Source organism: Aquirufa sp. HETE-40SA (genome assembly GCF_054558635.1).
In genome coordinates this window covers 393,710-415,783 of the sequence record NZ_JBPXKN010000003.1, presented here as the reverse complement: position 1 = coordinate 415,783, position 22,074 = coordinate 393,710, and the positions used below count along the sequence as shown (strand labels likewise).

Here is a 22,074-nt window from a genome sequence, read left to right as displayed (position 1 = left end):
TATACCCTTAGAAGGTTGCCTTTAAAGCGGAAACAGGGATGACCCCTCGCCAATATTTGGAGAGTTTATAAAAAAAGAGGCCTAAGTTTCCTCAGGCCTCTTCCGTTCATTCAAGTTACTAATTACGGAGTCTTAAACTGATACACAACTGTTGTTGATGCATTAGAACCATCGGAAGACCTAATTCTCCAGTAATACACTTTACCCGCTTCCACTGATACGTCGACTGTAGAAGCTGTGATATCTGTTAAGGCCGCAACAGGTGTTTGCTTGCCATCTACTGCGTCTACGGATACCGTATATGTTATTTTATCATTCTCCGGATCAGAGCCCGTCCAAGCTAACGTAACCTTGCCCACTTTAGGCGTTACAGTTGCGCCTGGCAATGGAGATACGATCGTTGCCGGGAAAGGAGCAAAATTACTCACCCCTGTTCCTGCTAAATAGAAGTTCCAAGTCTCCGATGTCCCCGTTTGGGTAGTCTTACTAGACTTAGAGGTTAACTTCCAAGAATAAGGGGTGCCTTTTATTAAATTCACCTTCGTCGTTGTTCCAGTAATTGCCGACACTGTTGTGGTTGTGTTTTTATTTAAGTCGGTCAGCGTCATATCATAAGACTCCGCGTTTGCTGCTGCCGCCCAAGTAAATACCACCTCCCTTTGGGTATCTGAAATGACAGCCCCAGGTTCACAGGTTTTATTCTTTTCTGGTGAAGTTAAGGTAACTGCTCCGGGAGGATTCACCGTAGGTGTAGGTGGAACCGGAGTAGGTGCTGGATCGCCTCCAGAACACCCTCCTAATAACATCAAGCCAATCACGGCTAATAGTCCGATCTGCTTTTTCATATTCTTATTGTTTAACTACTTTAACTGTTTTACGTACACTCTCTCCTAGTAACTGAACAACATATGTTCCCGTAGGCATAGTAGATAAATCTACTGCGATTTGTCTAGAAGCTGGAATTTGTACTTTTTGATCTAACATCGTCATTAATGAAGCACTATTCACTGAGACATAAACCTCAGAATCGCGGCCAGGAATATTCACGTAGAAGATACCTGTGGTAGGATTTGGATAGGTTACCACTTCCTCAGATATAAATACCTCTTTCGTGTAATTGCCTTGGCATGCTAAATCGGTTGAAACAACGATTCTATTTAGACCTGTATTCAACGCCTTACTAAATGTGTTACTGAACACAGTTTCTGTTTGTCCATTAATAGTCACATTAAATTTAGACGCCCCGGTCATATCTAACTTAATCGTGTTAGCTATAGGATCTACAACGCTATTCGTTTTCAATGGCTCTGGTTCCTTAATTGTTACCTCGAAGCATTGCTCGTAACCCGTCTTTCCTGCAATTGTCACACATACAGTATAAGTTCCTTTCGCTAAACTACCTAAGATGTAGGTAGTTGATTTCTTCCCTTCTAAAATCTCCGTTTTAGTGAATGAATTTGGTCCTGTAGTCTTGATTGTATAATCTAGAGAAGTATTCAATACTCTCACAGAGAAAGAACCAGAGTTGTTGCCCACACAAGTTGCAGATAATGAAGAAACACGGTAGTTAGTTGCTGGTAAGCTAAACATAGCCACACCAGTTACGTCTACCACAGAACCTGGAGCCGAACCAATCTCTTTATCTACATCATCAAAAATTCCATCACCGTCTGAATCATCACAGCTATCTCCTTGTCCATCTCCATCGGTGTCCTTCTGGTTAGCATTCGGTGTGATAGGGCAATTATCAGCTGTATCTGCAACACCATCTCCATCTGTATCTGTAGCTGGAGTAGTAACAATAGCCGATATTTGAGTTACCAAAGGTTTTGCCTCAGGAACAAATAATGTTTTCTGAGAAGTAACTAAAGGTACCTCAACGGCTCCATCCTTCGCATTGGTGATCTTAACTTTTACTTCATACACATTGTCCTTATTTGCGTCAGTTGGTTTTTCAAAATCAGGAGCTCCCTTGAAGTTCAACGTACCTGTTACAGGATCAATAGTAAATAATGCGGCATCTGCTCCTCCAGAAATCTCATACACGAATCCGGTTGAGTTAGCCAATTCCGTTCTCATGAAAGAACTGTAATTTAAATTCGCCTGTGTGTCTTCATAAACGACATCGTAAACACTTACTTTGAACGACTGTTCTAGGCTAGTATTAGGAATGTCTATCACATTAATGACAACGTTTGTCGAATCACTTGCTGATCCATCACTTGACTTAATTTTAAGTGTATGGGACTTCGCCGTTTCATAATCCAAGGCTGATTTCAACGTCAAGACATTACCATTCTTTAATTCGAATAAACCATCACCGTTACCTCCAGCTATTGAATATGTAACCGTAGTCGCGCCTTCTGGATCGACTGATTTAAGCGTAACTAAAGCAGTCGCGATAGCTAAATCTTCTTTAACACTTAACGGTGTTACAGGGTCGATTCTAGGCCCTTCATTGACGTTCGTAATATTAACCGTGACATCACCTACAGTCGTTGCAATGCCGTCAGATACAGCAACAGAAACCGTGAACTTTACTATCGTTTCAAAATCAAGCCTTTCCTGGTTCTTCACTTTTAAATTACCCGCTAAACTATCGACTTCAAAGACATCCTTAAAGGTCAATACACTGTACTTCAGTACATCACTATCGCCGTCAGTCGCACTAATATTGCCTACGCTAGTTCCCGCTTTCGAATTCTCAGGAAGCGTGAAGGTATTAGTACCTAAAACAGGTACTTTATTAGGCCTTGTTACCGTGATAACTACCGTTCCAGTTATTGTACCTGCAGCATTTGACGCAGTTACCGTAAATGTTGATTTTGCTAACTCTTGGGTAGGCGTACCGTTAATAATACCCGTAGTTGTATCAAGTTTAACTCCCGTTGGTAAAGCTGGGCTAATGCTGAATTTGGTAGCAAACCCATTCACCTCTGGCACTACATCTGTTATAGGGGAGTCTTTACTAAATACTAAAGGTCCCGGATACTTAACTGAGGTAGGAGGTTTAGATAAGTCAAACAAGTTGATCTTAATCGTTGCATTTGTGCTTCCTACACCATCAGAAACTGCCACCACTAAATCTAAGCTAGGTAGGTTTTTGTAAATCAATACCGCTGGGTCTTTTACTTTAATTATACCCGATAAAGAGTCGATTTCAAAGGTTAACTGGTAAGATGATAAGGAGAATCTTAGCGGTTGGTTTTCAGCATCTGTAGCTAAGACTTTACCCACTACTGTTCCCTTAGGAGCACCCTCTCTGATACTAAATTCTTTAGTACTCACAACTGGTGTGGCATTAACCTTAATACCTGAAGCATTTAGAACAAAGTTCTTTTCTACAGAGAATGCAGATCCTGCGTAAGAAGCATCCACCGCTTGAACTGACCAATAATACGTTCCATTAGGTAAGCTCAATCTCCATTTCAAGTTATGCTCAGCATTACCTTTATCCCCCGTTTTACGCGTACCATCGGTATTCGCATTTGGCGACATAATTTCATCGCCACCTGGAGTGGTTCCGATTCTAAGTGCATAAGTTAATCCTTCAACCGGCGTATGATCATCCGTACTTGCCTTCCAAACAAATTCCACAGGAGTCCTATTAGCTGCTGTTGTTACACCTGTTAAAATTGTTTGAGATTCAACAACTGGCGTGCTAGGACCAAAATTCTCCACATACTCTAGAACTGGGTCAGCAGAGGTAGTTCCTGTAGACATAACACCTATTTCAGACAAGGCTATCTTCGCTACTTGTGCAGATTGATTCCGAACATTGACATAAGTTCTGAATGTATAAGTACCCACCTTGTCTTTATTTTCACCAGAAAGTGCGAAATCTAAATCACCATCACCATCTAAATCACCAAATTCAACTTCTGCGTTAATTACATCGCTTACATTAAATTTACTATCCACATACTTTTGAGTCAATGGATTGAATTCAGACAACTTAGTGGTTTCACCTTGTCCTTCGATTGTACCTGAATACAATAAATCACTGAATCCGTCTCCATTAAAGTCCCCTAAATCAACTTTACTATTTCTAGCAGGTAAGAGGCCTAGATTACTTAATTTAGGCCATCCAGTTTTACCTTGCTTCGTTTGATTCATGTAGATTTCAAAGACATCACCTGTCGCGCTAGTTCCCGAGATGACAGCATCCAAATCTCCATCTGAATCAAAGTCAATTAAATCGGCTGAACCATCTTTAACAGCAAGCAAATTATCAGTAGTGGCCGTAAATGTATACGCTCCACCTAAGGTAGTCGTGTTTTTGTAAACAAATGACCTGTACCCAGAAGATGAACTAAATCCACTCACAATTAGATCGATATCTTGATCATTATCAATATCCCCTAAATCAAACACTGCAGAGTTCAAGGTGACAATTTGCGATGATAAATCGGTAGGGGTGAAATTACCTGTCGCTTTATCAAATGAATAAACAACTAAGCTAAATTTACCAGAAGAGAAGCTACTTGTTAAACCAGCTACTACCACTTCCGCTTGTCCATCATTATTCAAATCTATAACTCGCGCCTTTGCTCTAAATAAACCAACTCCAAGGTCCTTGACGTTGTAAATACTTGAATTTGTACCAGTACCTGGATTAGGAGCAGGAGGAGTAGTTGATGTACTCGTCGAACTGTTCGCTGTGGTAGGAGGAATCGTCATGAATACTTTAATTCCATACGATGTTCCAAATAAGTTATTAATAACCACATCTGGTTTACCATCCCCATTTATATCCCCTGTCTGTGCATTCGAAATTTTATCTACCTGACTTAGTGGATTAGAATTATCCGTTGCCAAGCGTTTAGTATCGAATTTCATTAATTTAGGAATCCCTGATTGAGTAGAAGAACCATAAATTAAATCTAAATCCTTATCATTATCAACATCGACTAATTTGATAACAGGATTAGGGAGTGCCGCAATCGAACGGTCAATAATTCCTCCTTGATTTAAGATTTTCCAATCATATAATAATTGGAATTTATCTTCATTCGCGAATTGTCCACCCTTCAATCCATTATCCACCGCTTGTACCGTCCAGTAATAATTACCTGGATCAAGTTGTGTTTCAAAGAAATTAGTATAAATAGGTGCTGTTTTAACAATTAAACGAGTCCCCGTTACTAAATCGCTTTCCGTATTTGATAACTCTGTACCACCTTTCGACGTACCTAGACGAACTACATAACCTAATGTCGTTGATTTATCATCAGTAGGCGCATTCCAACTTAATCGGACTTTACCATTGCCCAAGTTTTCAGTTTTTAACCCTGAAATTGCAGATGGTGCCTCATTCTTATTGTACTTAATATCCGCTTCATACAATAAGGTCTTAGACCCACTTCCTTCTAAACCAGTAATAAATAAGTCTAAGTCGCCATCCATATCATAATCCACCCAATCTGCTGTTGAATTACGTAAACCTTTTAATACAACGGGGGATTCTTTAAATCCTCCTTCAGGGGTTTGGATAAATAACTTCGTTTGAGGTGTTCCCTTAGAATCTTCACCCGTAAAGACTAAGTCATCCTTACCATCATTATTAAAGTCTCCTACAGCGATATCGCCATTCTTCAACATAGGGAACCCGTACTGAGATCTTGTTAAATTTCGCTGAGCGACATTATCATAATAAGAGGAGATTCCTAGAGCTGCCCCATTATTCGTAGAAAGAATGATGTTTCCCTTATCGTCTTCACCAGAATTAATAATAGTCAATCTACCTTGTGAATTAGCCCCGAAATTCGCAACCACTAAAGAAGAATTTAATAAATTCCACTGAATCTGGGAATTATTATTCATGTTGTTATTATTTGTAACCGGTGTTGGAATATACGTATTCAACCAAAGTCCGCCTACTGCAGAACCGCTCACCGCCTGTCCTGAATAAATAATGTCATTATCCCCATCTAAATCATAATCAACAATTTTCAAGTCTCCATTAATGAATCCTGATGCCCCTTGAGATGAGCCATTTTGATTCATCATCATTCCTCCATTTGCTGAAAGATTACCGTTTTCTACAATGAAATTGCCTTTCCCCTCTTCCTTGAAGCATAGGTAGAATTGGAATTGATCTCTCTCATCAAGACCTGAAATAGCTAAATCAATATCACCATCATTATCTAAATCACCCCAAGCCATTTTACCTGCATATAATTGAGGTAAACCGTAATCGTTAGTATCTTCAAAATACTCGCCTTTAACATTTAGATATAATTTAGTTTGAGGCTTGTTATTAAAACCAGATACCACTAAGTCAATGTATCCATCTTTATTAATATCAACCCATGATAAATCTCCATCCGTTAAGAAGGCGATTTTGGGATTGATGTTCTCGAATACCCCTTGATTATTTTGGTAGATGGCTGTTACAGCACCTGTCGTTGCACTTTCTCCCATTACAGCTACGTCTTGGTCGCCATCACGGTCGTAATCACCCCATGCTACTGCACCATTAGCTAATCCCACAAATGGATTCTCCTTCAATGTCAAAGTTGTATTGTTATCCAATATCTTTAAGGTCAACTCACTAGTAGCATTTAAATTCGCTCCTACGGCTGTGCTTACCTTCGCGATAATGGTTTCATCTTCCTCATTTAAATCTTCGTCTAAACCTTGAATCGTAAGTTTAGCTTCAGACGCCCCAGCTGGAATAATAATTTGTGGAGAAAGCTGGTATTTCAATACGCGGTGATTCATCCGATCAGTCACATACATGTTGCCTTCCGAATCAAAACCTATACCATTTGCTTGACTAATTCCTGTAGCAACCACAACCCCTACTGTAGCATTAGGAGCCCACCTTGTTACGCGACCATTAGCCGCTTCCGCAACAAATACATTCTCTTTTGCATCTACATAGATTCCTTGCGGATCCCCTAATTGATTCGGAGCAGAACCAAACCAATTACCTCCTGCTACAATCGTTGGTTTTGTAGCACCTGGAGCCCATTTTTGAACAGCATGGTTATGGTTAGTTGTAACATAAACATTACCTGTCGCATCCACAAACAAGCCTTGTGGCCAATTCAATCTAAGGTTATTTTCCGAAGGTGTAAGAGCTGAATTATAAGTATCGCCTCCAGCTACTAACGTACCCGTTGTAGCGTTAGGGGCCCATCTAACAACTCGGTTATTGGCATTGTCAGTAATGAAGATATTGCCTGACCCATCCACAAATAATCCATTCGAATTACCTAGCTGATTAAGCGCATTTCCAGAACCATTTCCTCCGGCAACAACCACACCCGCAGTGGCTCCTTTAGCCCATTTAACTACTCGATTGCTTTGGTTATCTATTACAAAAACATTTTCATTGGCATCCACATAAATACCACGAGGATTTTGTAATTGATTTAAGTTGTTACCCCACCAATTACCACCGGCTACTACTGTTCCTGTTGTATCGCCCGGTGCCCATCTGGTTACGCGAGGGTTATTATTACTAGAAACATAAACTGTACCATTTGGAGTAACAAACATCCCTTCTGGATAGTCAACCTTGTTGAATTCATTCCCTTGGCCATTTCCACCCGCAACAACTTTTGTGCTACCCTTACCCGGGAAGTCTACGATATAATCTTCTTTTAGTGTTGCTTGTCCCGTAAATCCAAAACTTAATACCGCATCGCGTGAAGATGGTGCAGAAAGCTTCGCTAAGATAGATGTTGATTTATGCTCTGGGAAATCCTTCAAATCAGTAGAAAGAGTTACCACAGGATTATCGTCACTTTCCAATAAGGCAATCACCGAATCTATTGCAACCGTAGCATTCGTTATGGCACTTACTTTAAACTTAATCGATTCAAGCACCTCGACTGTGGTATCATCTAACCCTTTTGTTGAAATAGTTATCGTACCAGAAGATGCTCCCTTGGCTATCTTCAACTCCTTAGATGATACCTTGTATTCTGTAGTTTCACTTGCAGTGCCTGATACTACAAAAGTTAACGCCACCTCTTTACCTGATTCTATAGGAACCGTATAAGACATGTTTGCAGGTGAGTTATTAGGTGTACTTCCAGTATTGGAAGCTGTGCCTGCATTAATCACCGTGGACATTGAAGCGGTTAGGACTAAATCATTAGCGGCATTTTCTACAATTCTTGGACGACTTAAGCTCAATCTCACTACAGGAGCAAGATCATCATCAGAAATCGAAAGCGTAGTGGAAACTGTTCCTACAGCTGTTGCATTAGTCACATTCTTACCTGTAATAATGATGGTTTCATCCTCTTCATCGATAGCGTCATCTACCGTTGTGATTGTTGCTTTTCCAGAAAGATCCCCCGCTTTTACCACAATTTGTGGATTCAATAAGAAACGAAGCACACGGTGATTATTACGCTCTACAACGTAAAGATTTCCTTTGCCATCAAAGGACATTGCGGTAAGGTTATTTATTCCACTAGCAACGACAACTCCTGTCTTTGCTCCTGGAGCCCATTTAGTGACGCGACCATTGCCACCTTCACCCACAAATACGTTTCCTTCATCGTCCACATAGATTGCTTCGGGATTCGCTAATTGATCTGCACGACTTCCCCACCAGTTACCGCCTGCAACTATTTCAGGTTGCGTAGCACCTGGCGCCCATTTTTGTACCGCATGATTCCAGTTAGATGCCGCATAAACATTGCCTGCTTTATCTACAAATACAGCACCTGGGCTATTCAATTTAGCCGTTTCCGTTCCTGTATTATAGGTACTTCCACCTGCCACAGTTTCTCCCGTGGTGTAAGCCCCGGCTGAATTTTTAGCCCATTTCTGTATACGATTATTGTTTCTGTCCGCAACATAAATAGTTCCGGCAGCGTCTACAAATAATCCTTGTGGATAACTAAGTTGATTTGCCTCATTGCCAGGGGTTTGATTACCAGCAACTATCACTCCAACTAATGACCCTTTGTTATATTTCACTACAGTATGATAAATTCCTGATGAGACATACAAGTTTTCATCTTTATCAACAAAAACTCCTATTGGATCTCTAATTGGATTATTTGGACCCACATTTTGATCGTCTCCTGCAACCAGAATCCCGGCGGTGTCTCCTAAAGACCATTTCGTAACTTTCGCATTATTCCTAGATGAAATATACATAGTACCATTAGGCAAAACAGAAATCCCGGAAGGATCTCCAATTTTATCATATTCTCTTCCATCACCTTTAACTCCAGCTACTACTTTTGATTCCCCCTTGCCATCAAAGTCAATATCATAATCTGCTAAAAGTTTAGCTGAACCTTCAAGGCCTAATTCTACAATGACATCTCTAGATGCGGCAGTAGGCAACTTAACCTCTATCTCTTGTGTAGTATTTTTCTCTGTTATCGTTGCTTTTGAGCTAGCGATAGAATAAGTAGGCGCATCGTCACTTTCTACAAAAGTAGTCACTGTACTTGTTTGAGCCGTCGCATTCGTTATCGCTTTAACAGCAAACACTATGCTCTCTAATGGCTCTACAGTAGTATCATTAAGATTACGCGTTGAAATAGTTAGCGAACCAGAGCTTTTGCCCTTTGCGATAGTAATTGTATTACTTGAAATAGTATACTCACTAGAGGCAACCGCAGTTCCTGATGTTTCAAACAATACCGTAATGTCTTTATCCGAAACTATTGAAGGTGTTGCTGTCAATACTAAATCTGTAGAAGAGTTTTCTACAATAGTAGTAGAGCTAAACTTAAACGACACCACTGGAGCTGTATCATTATCGACAAAAGTAATGGTATTAGAGGCACTGCTGCTAAGCGCCACATTGGTAACAGTAGTAGGAGTTAAAATTAGCGTTTTGTTATCTTCGTCTGTTAGGTCATTTACACCTTTAACTTTAATTTGACCTGTTAAATCCCCCGCTTTAATAGCAATAATTGGATTTTTGCCAAATTTCTGAACGCGGTGATTTGACTGATCGGATACATATAAATTCCCCTCTGCATCTAAAGCGACACCGGATGGACGGCTCAATTTAGCGACTGAAGAACCATCTCCTAGACCTCCTGCGACAACATTACCAGTCTTTGCGCCTGGAGCCCACTTCGTAACCCTGTGGTTATCTCTTTCAGATACGTATACATTTTGATCCGAATCAACATAAATACCACTTGGGTCTGCTAGCTGATTAGGAGCGGAACCGTACCAGTTACCCCCTGCCACGATTGTAGGTTGAGTTGCCCCTGGAGCCCATTTTTGAACGGCATGATTCCATCCAGTGGTAACATAGATGTTCTTATCAGCATCAACAAATACTGCCTGAGGGTTATTTAATACGTTAACATTATTTTGATTATTGAAATCACTACCACCGGCAACTGTTGCACCTGTAGTTGCATTTTTTGCCCACTTTTGAACACGATTATTATTTCTATCCGCTACATAGATATTCTCCTCAGCATCAACGAAAACACCTGTAGGATAACGTAATTGGTTAGGCTCTGAACCCTCTCCATTCCCACCTGCCACAACAACTCCTTGCGTCGCTGCTGGAGCCCACTTAACCACACGGTGATTATTATGATCTGATACATAGACATCTCCGTTAGCGGCAACAAATACTCCCCAAGGATTTCCTAATTGATTGAGGTTTGCTCCCCACCAATTTCCACCAGCTACAACCGTTCCAGTGGTTGCCCCTGGTGCCCATTTTGTAATTTTAGGATTACTACTATTAGAAACGAATACGGTTCCATTCGATGATACAAAAAGTCCAAGTGGATCGCTTACTTTATTGTTTTCATTACCATTGCCATTCCCTCCGGCTACAGTTTTAGCGTCTCCCTTACCCGGGTACTCTAAGGTAAAGTCTTTATCAATAAGGGCTGTACCTGATAAAGCCACTTCAATCTCAGCATCACGTGATGCTCGACCCGATAAAGTAAATACTACATTTGTACTATCGCTTTCTGGAATACTCGCTGAACCTAGTGATATAGCGGCGCTAGGATTATTAATACTTTCTAATTTTAAGGTAACGCTTCTATTGGATGCAGTTGCATTCTCAATAGTGGCCACATTTAAAACGATATCTTCCAGTGGCTCTACTAGGGTATCCGTTAAGGTGCGGGTTGATATGGTTAAAGTACCCGTGGTTTGACCCGATGGAATTACAATTGAATTTGAGCCTAAGACAAATTCAGAGGTTAAAGAAGCCGTAGATCCTTCCGTATTAAATGTAATCGAAATTACGGAACTTGAAGCAACAGAAGTTCTTGCTGTTAATACAACATCGGAATCTGAATTTTCTGTAATCTTAGTGTTACTTAATGTAAAACTAACGGAAGGTACAGGATCCGAATCATTAATAGATAAAGTAGTCGAAACCGTTGAACTAATGGTTGCATTTAAAGCGGTTGAGATACTCACTATCGCCGTCTCACTCGGATCAGAAATAGCATCCCGCATACCTTTCAAAGTCATCGAACCCGTTAAAGAACCTGCTGGAACTTTAATTTGAGGATTCAATTGAATTTTTTGTACACGGTGATTATTTCTCTCTGCTACGTATAAATTTCCAGCTCCATCAAAAGAGACAGAACTAGGTGAATTCAATTTCCCTAATTCGGATGACGAATTACCATTTACGCCGGCCACTGTAATACCCTTATTAGCCCCTACTAACCATTTTTGAACCCGGTGATTATTTTGATCCGCCACATATAAGGTACCTAAATTATCCACATAAATTCCTTGTACATCTGCTAATTGATTAGATTGGCTACCATACCAATTCCCTCCAGCAACAATTGTTGGTGATGTTGCATTTAGCGCCCATTTCTGAACAGCGTGGTTCCAATTAGTAGATACATATACATTTTTAGAAGCATCCACAAATAAGCCCTGTGGATTACTTAATTGATTCGTATTATTATTGTCATTAAATGCTGTTCCCCCGGCAACAGTTGTTCCCGTTGTCCCACCTTTTGCCCAACGTTGAACCCGGTTGTTATTTCTATCTGCTACATACACATTTTCTTCTGCATCCACATAAACACCCGTAGGCCAACGTAATTGGTTTGCGGCATCCCCTTCGCCGTTTCCTCCGGCAACTACAACTCCTGCAGTTGCACCTGAAGCCCATTTCATTACACGGTGATTATTATGGTCAGACACATAAACATCATTATTTGCCGCAACAAATATCCCCCAAGGGCCGCTCAACTGATTTAGGCTATTGCCCCAACCATTGCCTCCTGCTACAACTGTTCCAATTGTATCTCCTGGAGCCCATCTCGTTACTTTAGGATTATCTGCGGTTCCAGCATAAACTGTTCCATTCGAAGTAACAAAAACTCCTAGCGGATCATTTAGTTGATTATTTGCTCCACCACGACCATTACCACCTGCAACAAGTTTTCCAGTTCCTTTACTATCAAAAATTGATTCGTAATCTACCTCTTTAGTCGCAGTTCCTTTCAAATCAATATCAAATACGGCGTCTCTTGCCGCTTTCTGAGATAAAGTCACCGTTAAACTTGTAGAACCAGATTCAGTAATACTAGATGCTGCTAATGCAAAAGTAGCAGAAGGGTTATCATCACTTTGATAATCTAGTGAAACTGTATTAGATACTACTGAAGCATCCGCTACCGTGCCTACTACGTTAAAGACAATTTTCTTTAGTTCCTCAATAGTAGAATCATTCAAGTCTTTAGTCGAGATAGTAAGCTTCCCAGAAAGGGAGCCAGCTGGTATAGTAATCGTCTTCTTATCTACAACGAATTTCGTGGTCTCACTAACGGTAGATCCCGTTGTATTAAAGGTAATGGATATTGTTTTTCCTGAAACTGTGCTTGTGTAAGCAACTAAGTCGACGCTGGTAGGTGAGTTTTCTGTAATAAACGGTGCCGAGAATTTAAATGAAATCTGAGGTGCGGCATCATTATCTGTAATTGTTAATGTTCTGCTAGCATTCCCAGAAATTACTCCATTTTGAACAACACTAGGGGAAATAACTACTGTTTCGTTCTCTTCATCACTTTCATCTTCAACTGTATTAATTGTCAATTTACCCATTGTAGAACCCGCAGGAATGATAATTTTAGGACCAAAATCTATCCGATTAACTTTAGAATATGCTTTTTCAGCTATTGCATCCGAATATTTTTCTGGATAAAAAATATCCCCATTTTCAGCTATTGTAAATCGTAATTCTTCAACCCGGGCATTATTATTAGTAGTTAAATTAGACGTTAAGAATAGAGGCGAAACTGGGTTCCCGCCATTCGAAGTTGGGGTAGATGTAAACTTAATGATGTTATGTTTTTCATAACTACCTCCAAGATCTACATAAAGCTGGCCATCTTTACCCAATCTCATAAAATTCGTATACCATCCATTCCAAGAATCTTTAGTAGAATTAAGGCCGGTATAAACAAACGTTTCAGTGGAAGTACCAGACGTATCTGCCACAGACTTTATGATAGACCCGCTATTTGAATAAAACACGGAACCATCACTAGCTAAGTCGAATGTAGTGACAAATCTATTTACAATTTTATGGTAATTAGTTACTACAGCAGAAGGGGTAATTTTACGAATGAAACTATTAGTAAAACCACTTCCTTGATTTTGCACTAATACATAGATGTTATTTTGTGCATCTAACTTAAGATCACGAATAGTAGTAAATGTCGCATTAGTCCCTGTTCCATTTTTATTCGTATTATCATTTAGATTTCCTGCTAAGGTCGAAACGATGCCTGAAGGGGTAATCTTTCTAATAATATTACGTCCCCCTCCATCTACAAAATAAAAATTCCCTTCTGTATCTTTTTCCAAAAACTCCGGAGAAACTAACTCTGCATCTTCCCCTTTCCCATCTTTTACTGATTGATTAGCCCCTCCCACGAATGTGGAAACTACTCCCGATGGATCTATTTTACGAATTCTATGATTATTGTTGTCTGTGACATATACATTCCCTTTATCATCTATATTAACACCTCTGTTAAATCCAAATTTTGCATCAGCGGCAACAGTTGAATTAACATACCCTTCTAACCCTCCTGCTAAAAAGGTTGTTTGCCCAAGTTTAGCATAATCATATTTATAATCTTTTTGATCCGTCGCCGTTCCTGAAAGGCGTAAATCGACGATAATATCACGTGTAGTTGCCGCTGGAATGGTAGCTACCACCTCTTTTGTTCCGGAGGTCTCTGAAATTACTGTTTCAGCAATAGCTGAAATAGAAACTTGTGATTCATTAAATTGTGGATTTGAACCACTCGCTAATTCATAAATATTTTGAATACCATCGTTATCAGAATCAGAATCCTGAACAGAAACAAATACCTTAACAGCTGTTTCGGTCGTTGTAGAATTAGCAGCAGTATATGAAAACTCAGCATAATCATTTCCAAATTCGCCTGTTGTAGGAACAAATAAAACTTTTCTATCTGTATTAGATACAAGTGTATTCACCGTAGTGATCTCTGAGCCTGTTGTTAAATCAGCATTTAGTTGATAAAGCTTACCTTTAGTTGATAAACTAGTAATTTTATACGTAGCGCCGGTTAATTGGCTTTCAACTAATTGAATGATTGCACTTTGATTTTTTAACAAGAGAATAGAAGCGGCATTTGATTGCACTTCTCTTTTAACAGTCGGATCTAAATCGGCTTTCGTTACATAACGACTAGGACGAATAGAAAAACTACTAGATTTATCATCAACTGCTGTTGCACCTGTGAAAAAATTAACTCTTGAAGCACTCGCAACTTGGGTCCCTGACTGAGATGACGACCAAAAAGACTGCAATGAAAAATCTGTTGTACTAAGAGGAGAACCAAAAATAAATTTGTTCTCAGCACTCAACTCATAAAACTTCAACAATTCTTGAAGCTCCTTTAAAGAAGGCAAGAACCAATCTCCAGCATTCCCTTTTTTAGCATTATAGGCGGATATAAGATCTTTAAAGTTAGAAGATGAGCCGATAATCGCTGTATTTGCCTTACCTGTACCAATCTCAACACTCGTGTTGTTGAGTTCATTAGCTCCATAAGCAGCTTTAGGATCTAAATTTGTCCCGTTCCACTTAGATGGAGCTGACTCTAAATAGCGCCAGCCATTATCCCAGTTTCCTTTATCATAATAGATAAAACCACCGCCTGGGCCTTTAGCGCCAATAGGCAATGTAGCTGGATTTTGGGCCAAAGAAGAGATTGAGGCCAACAATACAAGTAAGAAGGAGAACTTTTTCATAAAATATTATAAATATTCAATGTAAAGTTTACAATTTTAATTGTCAATAAAATATATGCACATATGATACATATAACCGTTAAATAAATAATTTTTATGTTTTAACAATTTAAAAACTAACTTGAAAACAGTTTAAATGGATAAAAATGAATAAAAAGATACTATTATTCCTACTTATATATAGCTTCATTCTTAAATCTGACAATCTCCGATTAACGCTATTTGGAAACGCAAATATCACCTATGCGAAACCCTATATATATATATTAGAAAAGACGCATTACAAAACGATTAAAATCCCAGAACTAACAGAATCAGAACCCATCTATTTTAAATTCAGTGATTCTACTTTTTATAAGAAATTTGTCGCCACTGATTTTACACTAAATAAAATAAATAATAAGTTATTTATCACCCAAAATTTAGGGGGTATCGTCTATGAAATTAGGGGCAATGAGCTCGTAAGAATTGATCATTCATTTGAGCATAAAATGCAGATTAATAGCACGCATTTTGTGCATGATAATCGCATCTTCCGTTTTGGTGGATATGGGTTTTGGTCTGCTCGAAATTTCTTCACTTATTTTGATGTAAATTCCAAAGAATGGGAGAATTATTCACCGGTTCAAGGGTATCAAGTTCCGCCTGGACTTTTTGATGTAAACCAGTTTAAAAGTGGCGATGATGTTACCTATTTTAATGGTGTCACAATTAACCCATTTGATAATTTAAAATTCGAACGAACCCATGATATTTGGCATTTTAATTTAAGGTCTAAAACCTGGGAAAATAGAGGGAAAACCGCCGTGTTTTTTGGCAACAATTTACAAAACTTTCAATACGAAAATTACTTCGTTGCATTCAATGAAGAACGCAGGATTATACGGGTGAATTTTACCGATGATAGCTATGAAGTTTTTGAGAATGAGGCGGTGTCATCTAAATTATCTACCCAATTCAAGCCCTTTGTAGAAAATGGGAGAATCTATTATTTCGCCAATGACCACTCCACAGGAGATATCGAATTAGTTTCACTGCCAATAGAACAGTTTTTAGGCAAATCTCTTCGCAAAGAATCGTTTATAAAACGGGATTTATGGCTGCAATATCCTGACTATGTAAAAGCGCTGATTGTCTTAATCCTCTTTACTCTTATTATTTACTTTGCGCTAAAATTCCGCCCTGCTAAAAGGGGAATAATTAAAGACAAAGACGGTGTTTTGTGCCTCGGAAAAGCGGCCATTAATTTCGAAGAAAATGAACTTAGGGTGCTTCGCCTTCTATTAAAAAAAGATGACGTTCCTAACTCTGAAATACTAGAATTAGTCGAACAAAAAGGTGTCCATTTTTCACACAATATTCGGATCAAAAATGACGTTTTAAATCAGCTAAATCTGAAGCTAAAAGCAATCCTTCAGGTCGACATTAATTTCATTATTTTCAAAAAATCTGACACCGATTCTCGCCTAAAAGTATATCGTTTAAATAAGCAATATTTTAAGGTGAGTGAGGAGTTTTTGAACACGTAGTTTATGATCCAAATCTTTGTAACCGGCGGGACTTTTGACAAGGAATATAATGAGCTGAATGGGGCGCTGTTTTTTAAGGATACGCACCTGCCCGAGATGCTCGAAAAAGGCCGTAGCAGACTCGCTGTTTCGATCGATACCTTACTGATGAAAGACAGCTTGGATTTCAATGAGGTAGATCGCCAACTCATTTCTTTCGCCTGCGCCTCTGCCTCTGTAGATCGCATTTTAATTACCCACGGAACAGATACGATGGTACAAACGGCCCAGTATTTGGCTGCACAGAATTTAGCCAAAACCATCGTCCTCACCGGCGCCATGATCCCCTATAAATTTGGTAGCTCGGATGGGATGTTTAACCTAGGAAGCGCTTTGGCCTTCCTACAAATCCTCGAACCCGGAGTCTACATTTCGATGAATGGAAAGGTTTTTGGCGCGAATAATGTACGTAAGAACCTAGAAAAAGGAGAATTCGAGACAATTAATTAATACATTGCAAGTACACAAACCCTGTTAGTCATGAAAAACAAAATCATCGCCGGATTAATCGTCGTATTAATCGCCATCCAATTCGTCCCTACGGAGAAAAACCTGTCAAACGATAATACCTACGCCATCGAAACGAAGTACGAGGTTCCAGGGGACGTAAAAGTCCTTTTAACGAATGCCTGTAATGATTGCCACTCGAATAAATCGACCTATCCTTGGTATAGTTCGGTACAGCCAGTTGGTTTTTGGCTAGATCACCATGTGAATGATGGGAAAAAGCATTTGAATTTTTCTTCCTTCACAAAGCTGCCCATCGCGGTTCAGAACCACAAGTTAGAAGAAGTAATCGAGCAAGTAGAAGAGTGCGAGATGCCAATGCCGTCTTACACATATTTTGGCTTGCATAGTAATGCCAAATTAACCGAGGCTGATCGCACGAAAATTGTAGACTGGGCTAAGTCTCAAATGGCAATGTTGAAAGCAAGCTATCCGGCAGATAGTTTGAAGATGAAGCCGAGGCCGCGCGGCTAGTCGCTTCGTGGCTGCGCCGCGGTCTAGTCCGAAGGAAATTAGTCCGGAGTCCGGAGGGCGAATGCTCCTCTGCTGATCCTAATGGCACTATTTAGTGAAATAAACCTCGAGGGACTGAGAGGGATTTTCAGGTATTGACAGATTTTGTCAATACCTGAATTTGTTTTCCACTCTTTTTAAATAAACCACTATGAAACTGAAAGCAATCAAATCCGATATTGAATATCAAGAGTGCCTGAATTGGTTAGATCTAAAATTAGACAAGAACCATCCGATCGACAGCCCGGATGGAGTAAACATAGAGAGAGTATTATTGCTAGTCAAACAATATGAAGATACTTACTACCCAATCCCAAAACCACAAATTGAGTAAACTAAAAAAGTCGACTTTCGCATATTGACAAAATCTGTCAACACCTGAAAATCGACTTGTATACTTTGCAAGTTATTTCAACTAAAAGTGCCTATACGCACTCCAGTCGCCGCTTCGGACTAAACGGCTTCGCCGTGACTAAATCGCGAAGCGATGGCTAAATGACATCGTCATGACTTCGCTGCTCCGCAGCGATTAAAGCGACTTCATATCGATCACAAACCGATACTTCACATCCGACTTGATCACGCGCTCGTAAGCCTCATTGACATCTTTCATGTTGATCATTTCGACATCAGAAAGGATGTTGTGCTCGGCGCAGTAGTCTAGCATTTCTTGAGTTTCGGCGATGCCTCCGATCATGGAACCGATGATGGAACGTCTTTTGGAAATCAACGTAGCTGCGTAAACTTGAGCCGCCTCTGGAGGAATTCCCACTAAAAGCATCTTGCCTTCGACCTTTAATAAGCCCAAGAACTTGTTCAAATCGTGTGACGCCGCCACTGTATTCAAAATAAAGTCAAAAGAACCCTTCAAAGATTCCATAGTCGCAGGATCGGTGGATAAAGCAAAGTGGTGAGCGCCCAGGGCTTTTGCGTCTTGCTCTTTGGAAGGAGACGTACTCAACATGGTTACTTCTGCGCCAAAAGAGGCTGCGAATTTCACCGCCATGTGACCTAAGCCACCTAATCCTAAAACAGCCACTTTGTGGCCCTTGCCCACCCCAGCGTAACGCAAAGGAGAATAGGTTGTGATGCCGGCGCAAAGAAGGGGAGCGACGCGCTCAAGCTCTTTGGTAAAAGGAATATGCAACGTATAGGCTTCGTCGATGACATAAGTGGATGAATATCCGCCAAAAGTCTGCGTCACCCCATCGCGGTAATAGCCATTATAGGTAGGCGTCATCTCCTCGTCGCAATATTGCTCCTGGCCCTTTTTGCAAGAGGTACATTCGCGGCACGAGTCCACAAAAACACCCACTCCGGCTAAATCGCCGACTTTAAATTTCGTTACTTCAGCTCCCACTTCGGTGATCGTGCCCACAATTTCGTGGCCTGGAACAATCGGATACACAGATGGACCCCACTCCGAGCGGACCATGTGAATGTCTGAGTGACAAACACCGCAATAGAGGATGTCGATTTTTACGTCTTTGGGACCTACATCGCGTCGCTCAAAATCAATCGGTGCAACCGGCGCCTGCGGATTTACCGCGCCATATCCGTGTACTTTTATCATAGTCTTGTTTTTTATAAGAAGGTAAATTTAGCAGATAAATAGGTAGATTTATTATATAATTATTTTTAAAATATTTCAAACCCCTACAAACAATGGCAACTAAGAAATTACTCCAAAATAAAGTATTTGAAGCAAAGACCTTGTTGTTAAAAGGCTCCATTAAACTCCCTAAAAATTTCGATTATAAATCTGCATTGGTAAAAGCGATTAATAATAAATATCGAATGAAGCGTTAAGAGCCACTGTTGTAAAATAATCTTCAAGCTAATCAAACCACTTATTGACTATTGACACTTTCTGTCAATACCTGAAAAGCCCTCTGCATACCACGCGCTTTATTTCACACCTTATTGCCTCCAGAGCACCAAGTCGACGTATCAGACTAAATCGCGAAGCGATGACTAAGCCGCAGGCGACTCATTGACTAAACCGAAGGTGACTAAGCGGCTCTGCCGTGACTACGTTCGCAGGACGCCTTCCGCCAGCACCCGGTCATTCGAGAGGCGGGGAACTTTGTTTTGGCCCCCTAATTTACCCTGTGACTTCATATACGAGATAAAAGCACCTGCAGGAAGCGAGGTAAGCACTAAAGGACGCAAGATAGACCCAGTGATCAGGTCACGGTAATAGATATTTTGCGCGCACATCGACGCGTCTAAAGCCTCCTGAAATGTAGATAAAGACGACGGCGGCGATGAAAACTCGATAAGCCACTCGTGATAAGGCAAACCAGACGCAGGAGAAACCTGCGGTGCAACAGTGAACTCCACCACTCGCGCTTCAGGGCAAGCGGAAAGTGCAGCAGCTAATGCTTTCTCGACTTCTTCAGCGATTACGTGTTCACCAAAAGCAGAAATAAAGTGTTTAATCCGTCCCGTCACCACAATGCGGTACGGGTTCAAGGAAACGAACTTGACGGTATCGCCGATGGAATAGGACCAAAGGCCGGCATTCGTCGTTAACAAGAGCGCGTAATTCACGTCTAATGAGACCTCCGTTAGGCTTAAGCGGATAGGGTTAGCGCCAAAATACGTATCCGTAGGAACAAACTCGAAGAAAATTCCGCCGTCTACGTTCAATAAAAGCCCTGGTTCGCCAGAAGAGTCGTCAAACGCAATGAACCCTTCCGAAGCAGGATATGTCTCCACCACGTCAATTTCTCGGCCTATCGAGGCCAGTAGTTTCTCGCGGTAAGGCTCGAAGTTCACGCCACCAGTCACGAAGACCTGGAAATCGGGGAAGAGGTCGCCTATTTTTTTGCCAGATAATTCCTCTAGACGATCAAAATACATCTGCACCCAAGGCGGAATCCCGGAAATTAATCCCATCCGCTTTGAAATAGTCTCCTGCACAATGGCCTCGAGCTTTTGTTCCCAATCTTCGATGCAATTCGTCTGGTAGGTCGGCATTTGATTGCCGCGCAAATAACCTGGAACATGGTGATTCACGATTCCAGATAGGCGACCCGTAGGCACGCCATTAGTCTCGGTCATTTCCGGCGAGCCACTTAAAAAAATCAATTTCCGATCTAAAAACGATGCATTTCCACTGTAATACACATAATGCAACAAGGCATCCCGCGCGGCGGTGATGTGAAAAGGCATCGAATCCGATGAGATGGGAATGTATTTGACGCCAGAGGTGGTGCCGGAGGTTTTGGCAAAATAGGCTGGTTTTCCAGGCCAAAGAATATCTTCCTTGCCCGCCACCACTTCGTCGATATAGGGTTTGATGTCTTCGTATTCGAAGATGGGTACGTTAGAGCGGTAGTCGAGGTAGTTCTTGATTTTGGAGAAGGAGTGACCGCGTCCAAAAAGGGTTTTCTCTGCTTTCGCCACCATTTGCTTCAGCCAAAAGTCTTGGCGCTCAAAGGCCTGCTGTTGGCTTAATCGGTACTTTTTAACGACGTGGGCCGCTAGGGGTTTGGCAAAAAAGGAACGAATACCCATCGTTACGCTATTTAAATATACCTAGGGGGTCGGGCATTTTGGCCACTAAAAGCGCCCCAAAATTCACGTCCAACTGCAAAATATCAACCACTCGAGCTTCGTGAAAATACTTCCACGCTAACTCATAATTTTCTTTGTAATACGCCACTTGACAGCGCTTCATTAATGCATTCGCGTTATTGGGATCCTGCTGAAGCGCATGTTTTAATTCCGCATCCACCTCATCTAACGTTCCACAATCCAATCCCTTCTCATAACAGCTTAACTTCACAATAGCGTAATCCACGCGCATCATTGATTGCGTAGAATCTAACTCTAATCCCTTGTTTAACAAGCGAATAGCGAGATCATTGTCTCCTCTTTGGTAGGATATAACACCCAAACCCCAGAAAGCATCCACGCTATTCGGATCTAATGCACTGATTAAATTAAAACGGTGGGCTGCTGTGTCTAAACGCGCAGAGGCCACATATTCCCAAGCGCGCTCCGCAAAAAACATCACGGCTTCAGCTCTTGAGGGAAAGGAAGCATCACAGCTCGCCACAAACTCATTTAACTCTTTTTGATCGGCTTTAGAAAGGGGCTTAGAACCATACAAAACTTCGTACTTCGCTGCGCGGGCCAGAGTTTTCATAATCGGCGTAGCCGGCGCCTTCGGCGCCGCTTCCTTCTTTGTTTGCGAGAATGCAGTGATGCTAGCAAACGAAATCAAACACAATAACAGAACTCTCTTCATAAT

General features: G+C 40.8%; 10 protein-coding genes. 5 read left to right on the top strand and 5 right to left on the bottom strand.

The genetic code is table 11. The features are described 5' to 3' along the window. Nucleotides 1–122 precede the first annotated feature (122 nt). Complete coding sequence (locus ACRZ9O_RS09835; protein ID WP_459458721.1) at nucleotides 123–845, bottom strand: hypothetical protein; 723 nt, start codon at nucleotides 843–845, stop codon at nucleotides 123–125. A 4-nt stretch (nucleotides 846–849) separates the two neighbouring features. Then, nucleotides 850–15,225, bottom strand: coding sequence for a cadherin domain-containing protein (locus ACRZ9O_RS09830; RefSeq protein ID WP_459458719.1), 14,376 nt, complete (start codon nucleotides 15,223–15,225; stop codon nucleotides 850–852). Between the two features lie 146 nt (nucleotides 15,226–15,371). Here ACRZ9O_RS09830 and ACRZ9O_RS09825 point away from each other — a divergent pair, with 146 nt between their 5' ends. The 4 genes from ACRZ9O_RS09825 (at nucleotide 15,372) to ACRZ9O_RS09810 (ending at nucleotide 18,147) form a co-directional block, all read left to right on the top strand. Beyond that, nucleotides 15,372–16,754 (top strand): hypothetical protein, encoded by a 1,383-nt coding sequence (locus ACRZ9O_RS09825; RefSeq protein ID WP_459458717.1) that lies wholly within the window; start codon nucleotides 15,372–15,374, stop codon nucleotides 16,752–16,754. Nucleotides 16,755–16,757: 3 nt separating this feature from the next. Next, nucleotides 16,758–17,243: an asparaginase domain-containing protein gene (locus ACRZ9O_RS09820; RefSeq protein ID WP_459458715.1), complete on the top strand. Its 486-nt coding sequence runs from the start codon at nucleotides 16,758–16,760 to the stop codon at nucleotides 17,241–17,243. Between the two features lie 30 nt (nucleotides 17,244–17,273). Beyond that, nucleotides 17,274–17,774 carry a heme-binding domain-containing protein gene (locus tag ACRZ9O_RS09815; protein WP_459458713.1) on the top strand — a complete coding sequence of 167 codons (501 nt, stop codon included), beginning with the start codon at nucleotides 17,274–17,276 and terminating at the stop codon, nucleotides 17,772–17,774. A 190-nt stretch (nucleotides 17,775–17,964) separates the two neighbouring features. After that, nucleotides 17,965–18,147: a hypothetical protein gene (locus ACRZ9O_RS09810; protein ID WP_459458711.1), complete on the top strand. Its 183-nt coding sequence runs from the start codon at nucleotides 17,965–17,967 to the stop codon at nucleotides 18,145–18,147. Between the two features lie 195 nt (nucleotides 18,148–18,342). Here ACRZ9O_RS09810 and ACRZ9O_RS09805 read toward each other — a convergent pair whose 3' ends face one another. Further along, nucleotides 18,343–19,386 (bottom strand): NAD(P)-dependent alcohol dehydrogenase, encoded by a 1,044-nt coding sequence (locus tag ACRZ9O_RS09805; protein WP_459458709.1) that lies wholly within the window; start codon nucleotides 19,384–19,386, stop codon nucleotides 18,343–18,345. Nucleotides 19,387–19,478: 92 nt separating this feature from the next. Between ACRZ9O_RS09805 and ACRZ9O_RS09800 the strand changes: the two genes are divergently transcribed. Further along, nucleotides 19,479–19,622 carry a hypothetical protein gene (locus ACRZ9O_RS09800; RefSeq protein ID WP_459458707.1) on the top strand — a complete coding sequence of 48 codons (144 nt, stop codon included), beginning with the start codon at nucleotides 19,479–19,481 and terminating at the stop codon, nucleotides 19,620–19,622. Between the two features lie 222 nt (nucleotides 19,623–19,844). On the opposite strand, the gene ACRZ9O_RS09795 is transcribed toward ACRZ9O_RS09800, so the two are convergent. Both ACRZ9O_RS09795 and ACRZ9O_RS09790 read right to left on the bottom strand, forming a co-directional pair. Next, on the bottom strand, nucleotides 19,845–21,335 hold the full coding sequence (locus tag ACRZ9O_RS09795) for a GH3 auxin-responsive promoter family protein (protein ID WP_459458705.1): 1,491 nt from the start codon (nucleotides 21,333–21,335) through the stop codon (nucleotides 19,845–19,847). A 7-nt stretch (nucleotides 21,336–21,342) separates the two neighbouring features. Next, nucleotides 21,343–22,071 (bottom strand): tetratricopeptide repeat protein, encoded by a 729-nt coding sequence (locus ACRZ9O_RS09790; RefSeq protein ID WP_459458703.1) that lies wholly within the window; start codon nucleotides 22,069–22,071, stop codon nucleotides 21,343–21,345. Between the last annotated feature and the right edge of the window lie 3 nt (nucleotides 22,072–22,074).

What these genes read in the sequence shown, in the direction of transcription:
- ACRZ9O_RS09835 (WP_459458721.1), bottom strand. Translation starts at nt 845, where the DNA reads ATGAAAAAGCAGATCGGACTATTAGCCGTGATTGGCTTGATGTTATTA.
- ACRZ9O_RS09830 (WP_459458719.1), bottom strand. Translation starts at nt 15,225, where the DNA reads ATGAAAAAGTTCTCCTTCTTACTTGTATTGTTGGCCTCAATCTCTTCT.
- ACRZ9O_RS09825 (WP_459458717.1), top strand. Translation starts at nt 15,372, where the DNA reads ATGAATAAAAAGATACTATTATTCCTACTTATATATAGCTTCATTCTT.
- ACRZ9O_RS09820 (WP_459458715.1), top strand. Translation starts at nt 16,758, where the DNA reads ATGATCCAAATCTTTGTAACCGGCGGGACTTTTGACAAGGAATATAAT.
- ACRZ9O_RS09815 (WP_459458713.1), top strand. Translation starts at nt 17,274, where the DNA reads ATGAAAAACAAAATCATCGCCGGATTAATCGTCGTATTAATCGCCATC.
- ACRZ9O_RS09810 (WP_459458711.1), top strand. Translation starts at nt 17,965, where the DNA reads ATGAAACTGAAAGCAATCAAATCCGATATTGAATATCAAGAGTGCCTG.
- ACRZ9O_RS09805 (WP_459458709.1), bottom strand. Translation starts at nt 19,386, where the DNA reads ATGATAAAAGTACACGGATATGGCGCGGTAAATCCGCAGGCGCCGGTT.
- ACRZ9O_RS09800 (WP_459458707.1), top strand. Translation starts at nt 19,479, where the DNA reads ATGGCAACTAAGAAATTACTCCAAAATAAAGTATTTGAAGCAAAGACC.
- ACRZ9O_RS09795 (WP_459458705.1), bottom strand. Translation starts at nt 21,335, where the DNA reads ATGGGTATTCGTTCCTTTTTTGCCAAACCCCTAGCGGCCCACGTCGTT.
- ACRZ9O_RS09790 (WP_459458703.1), bottom strand. Translation starts at nt 22,071, where the DNA reads ATGAAGAGAGTTCTGTTATTGTGTTTGATTTCGTTTGCTAGCATCACT.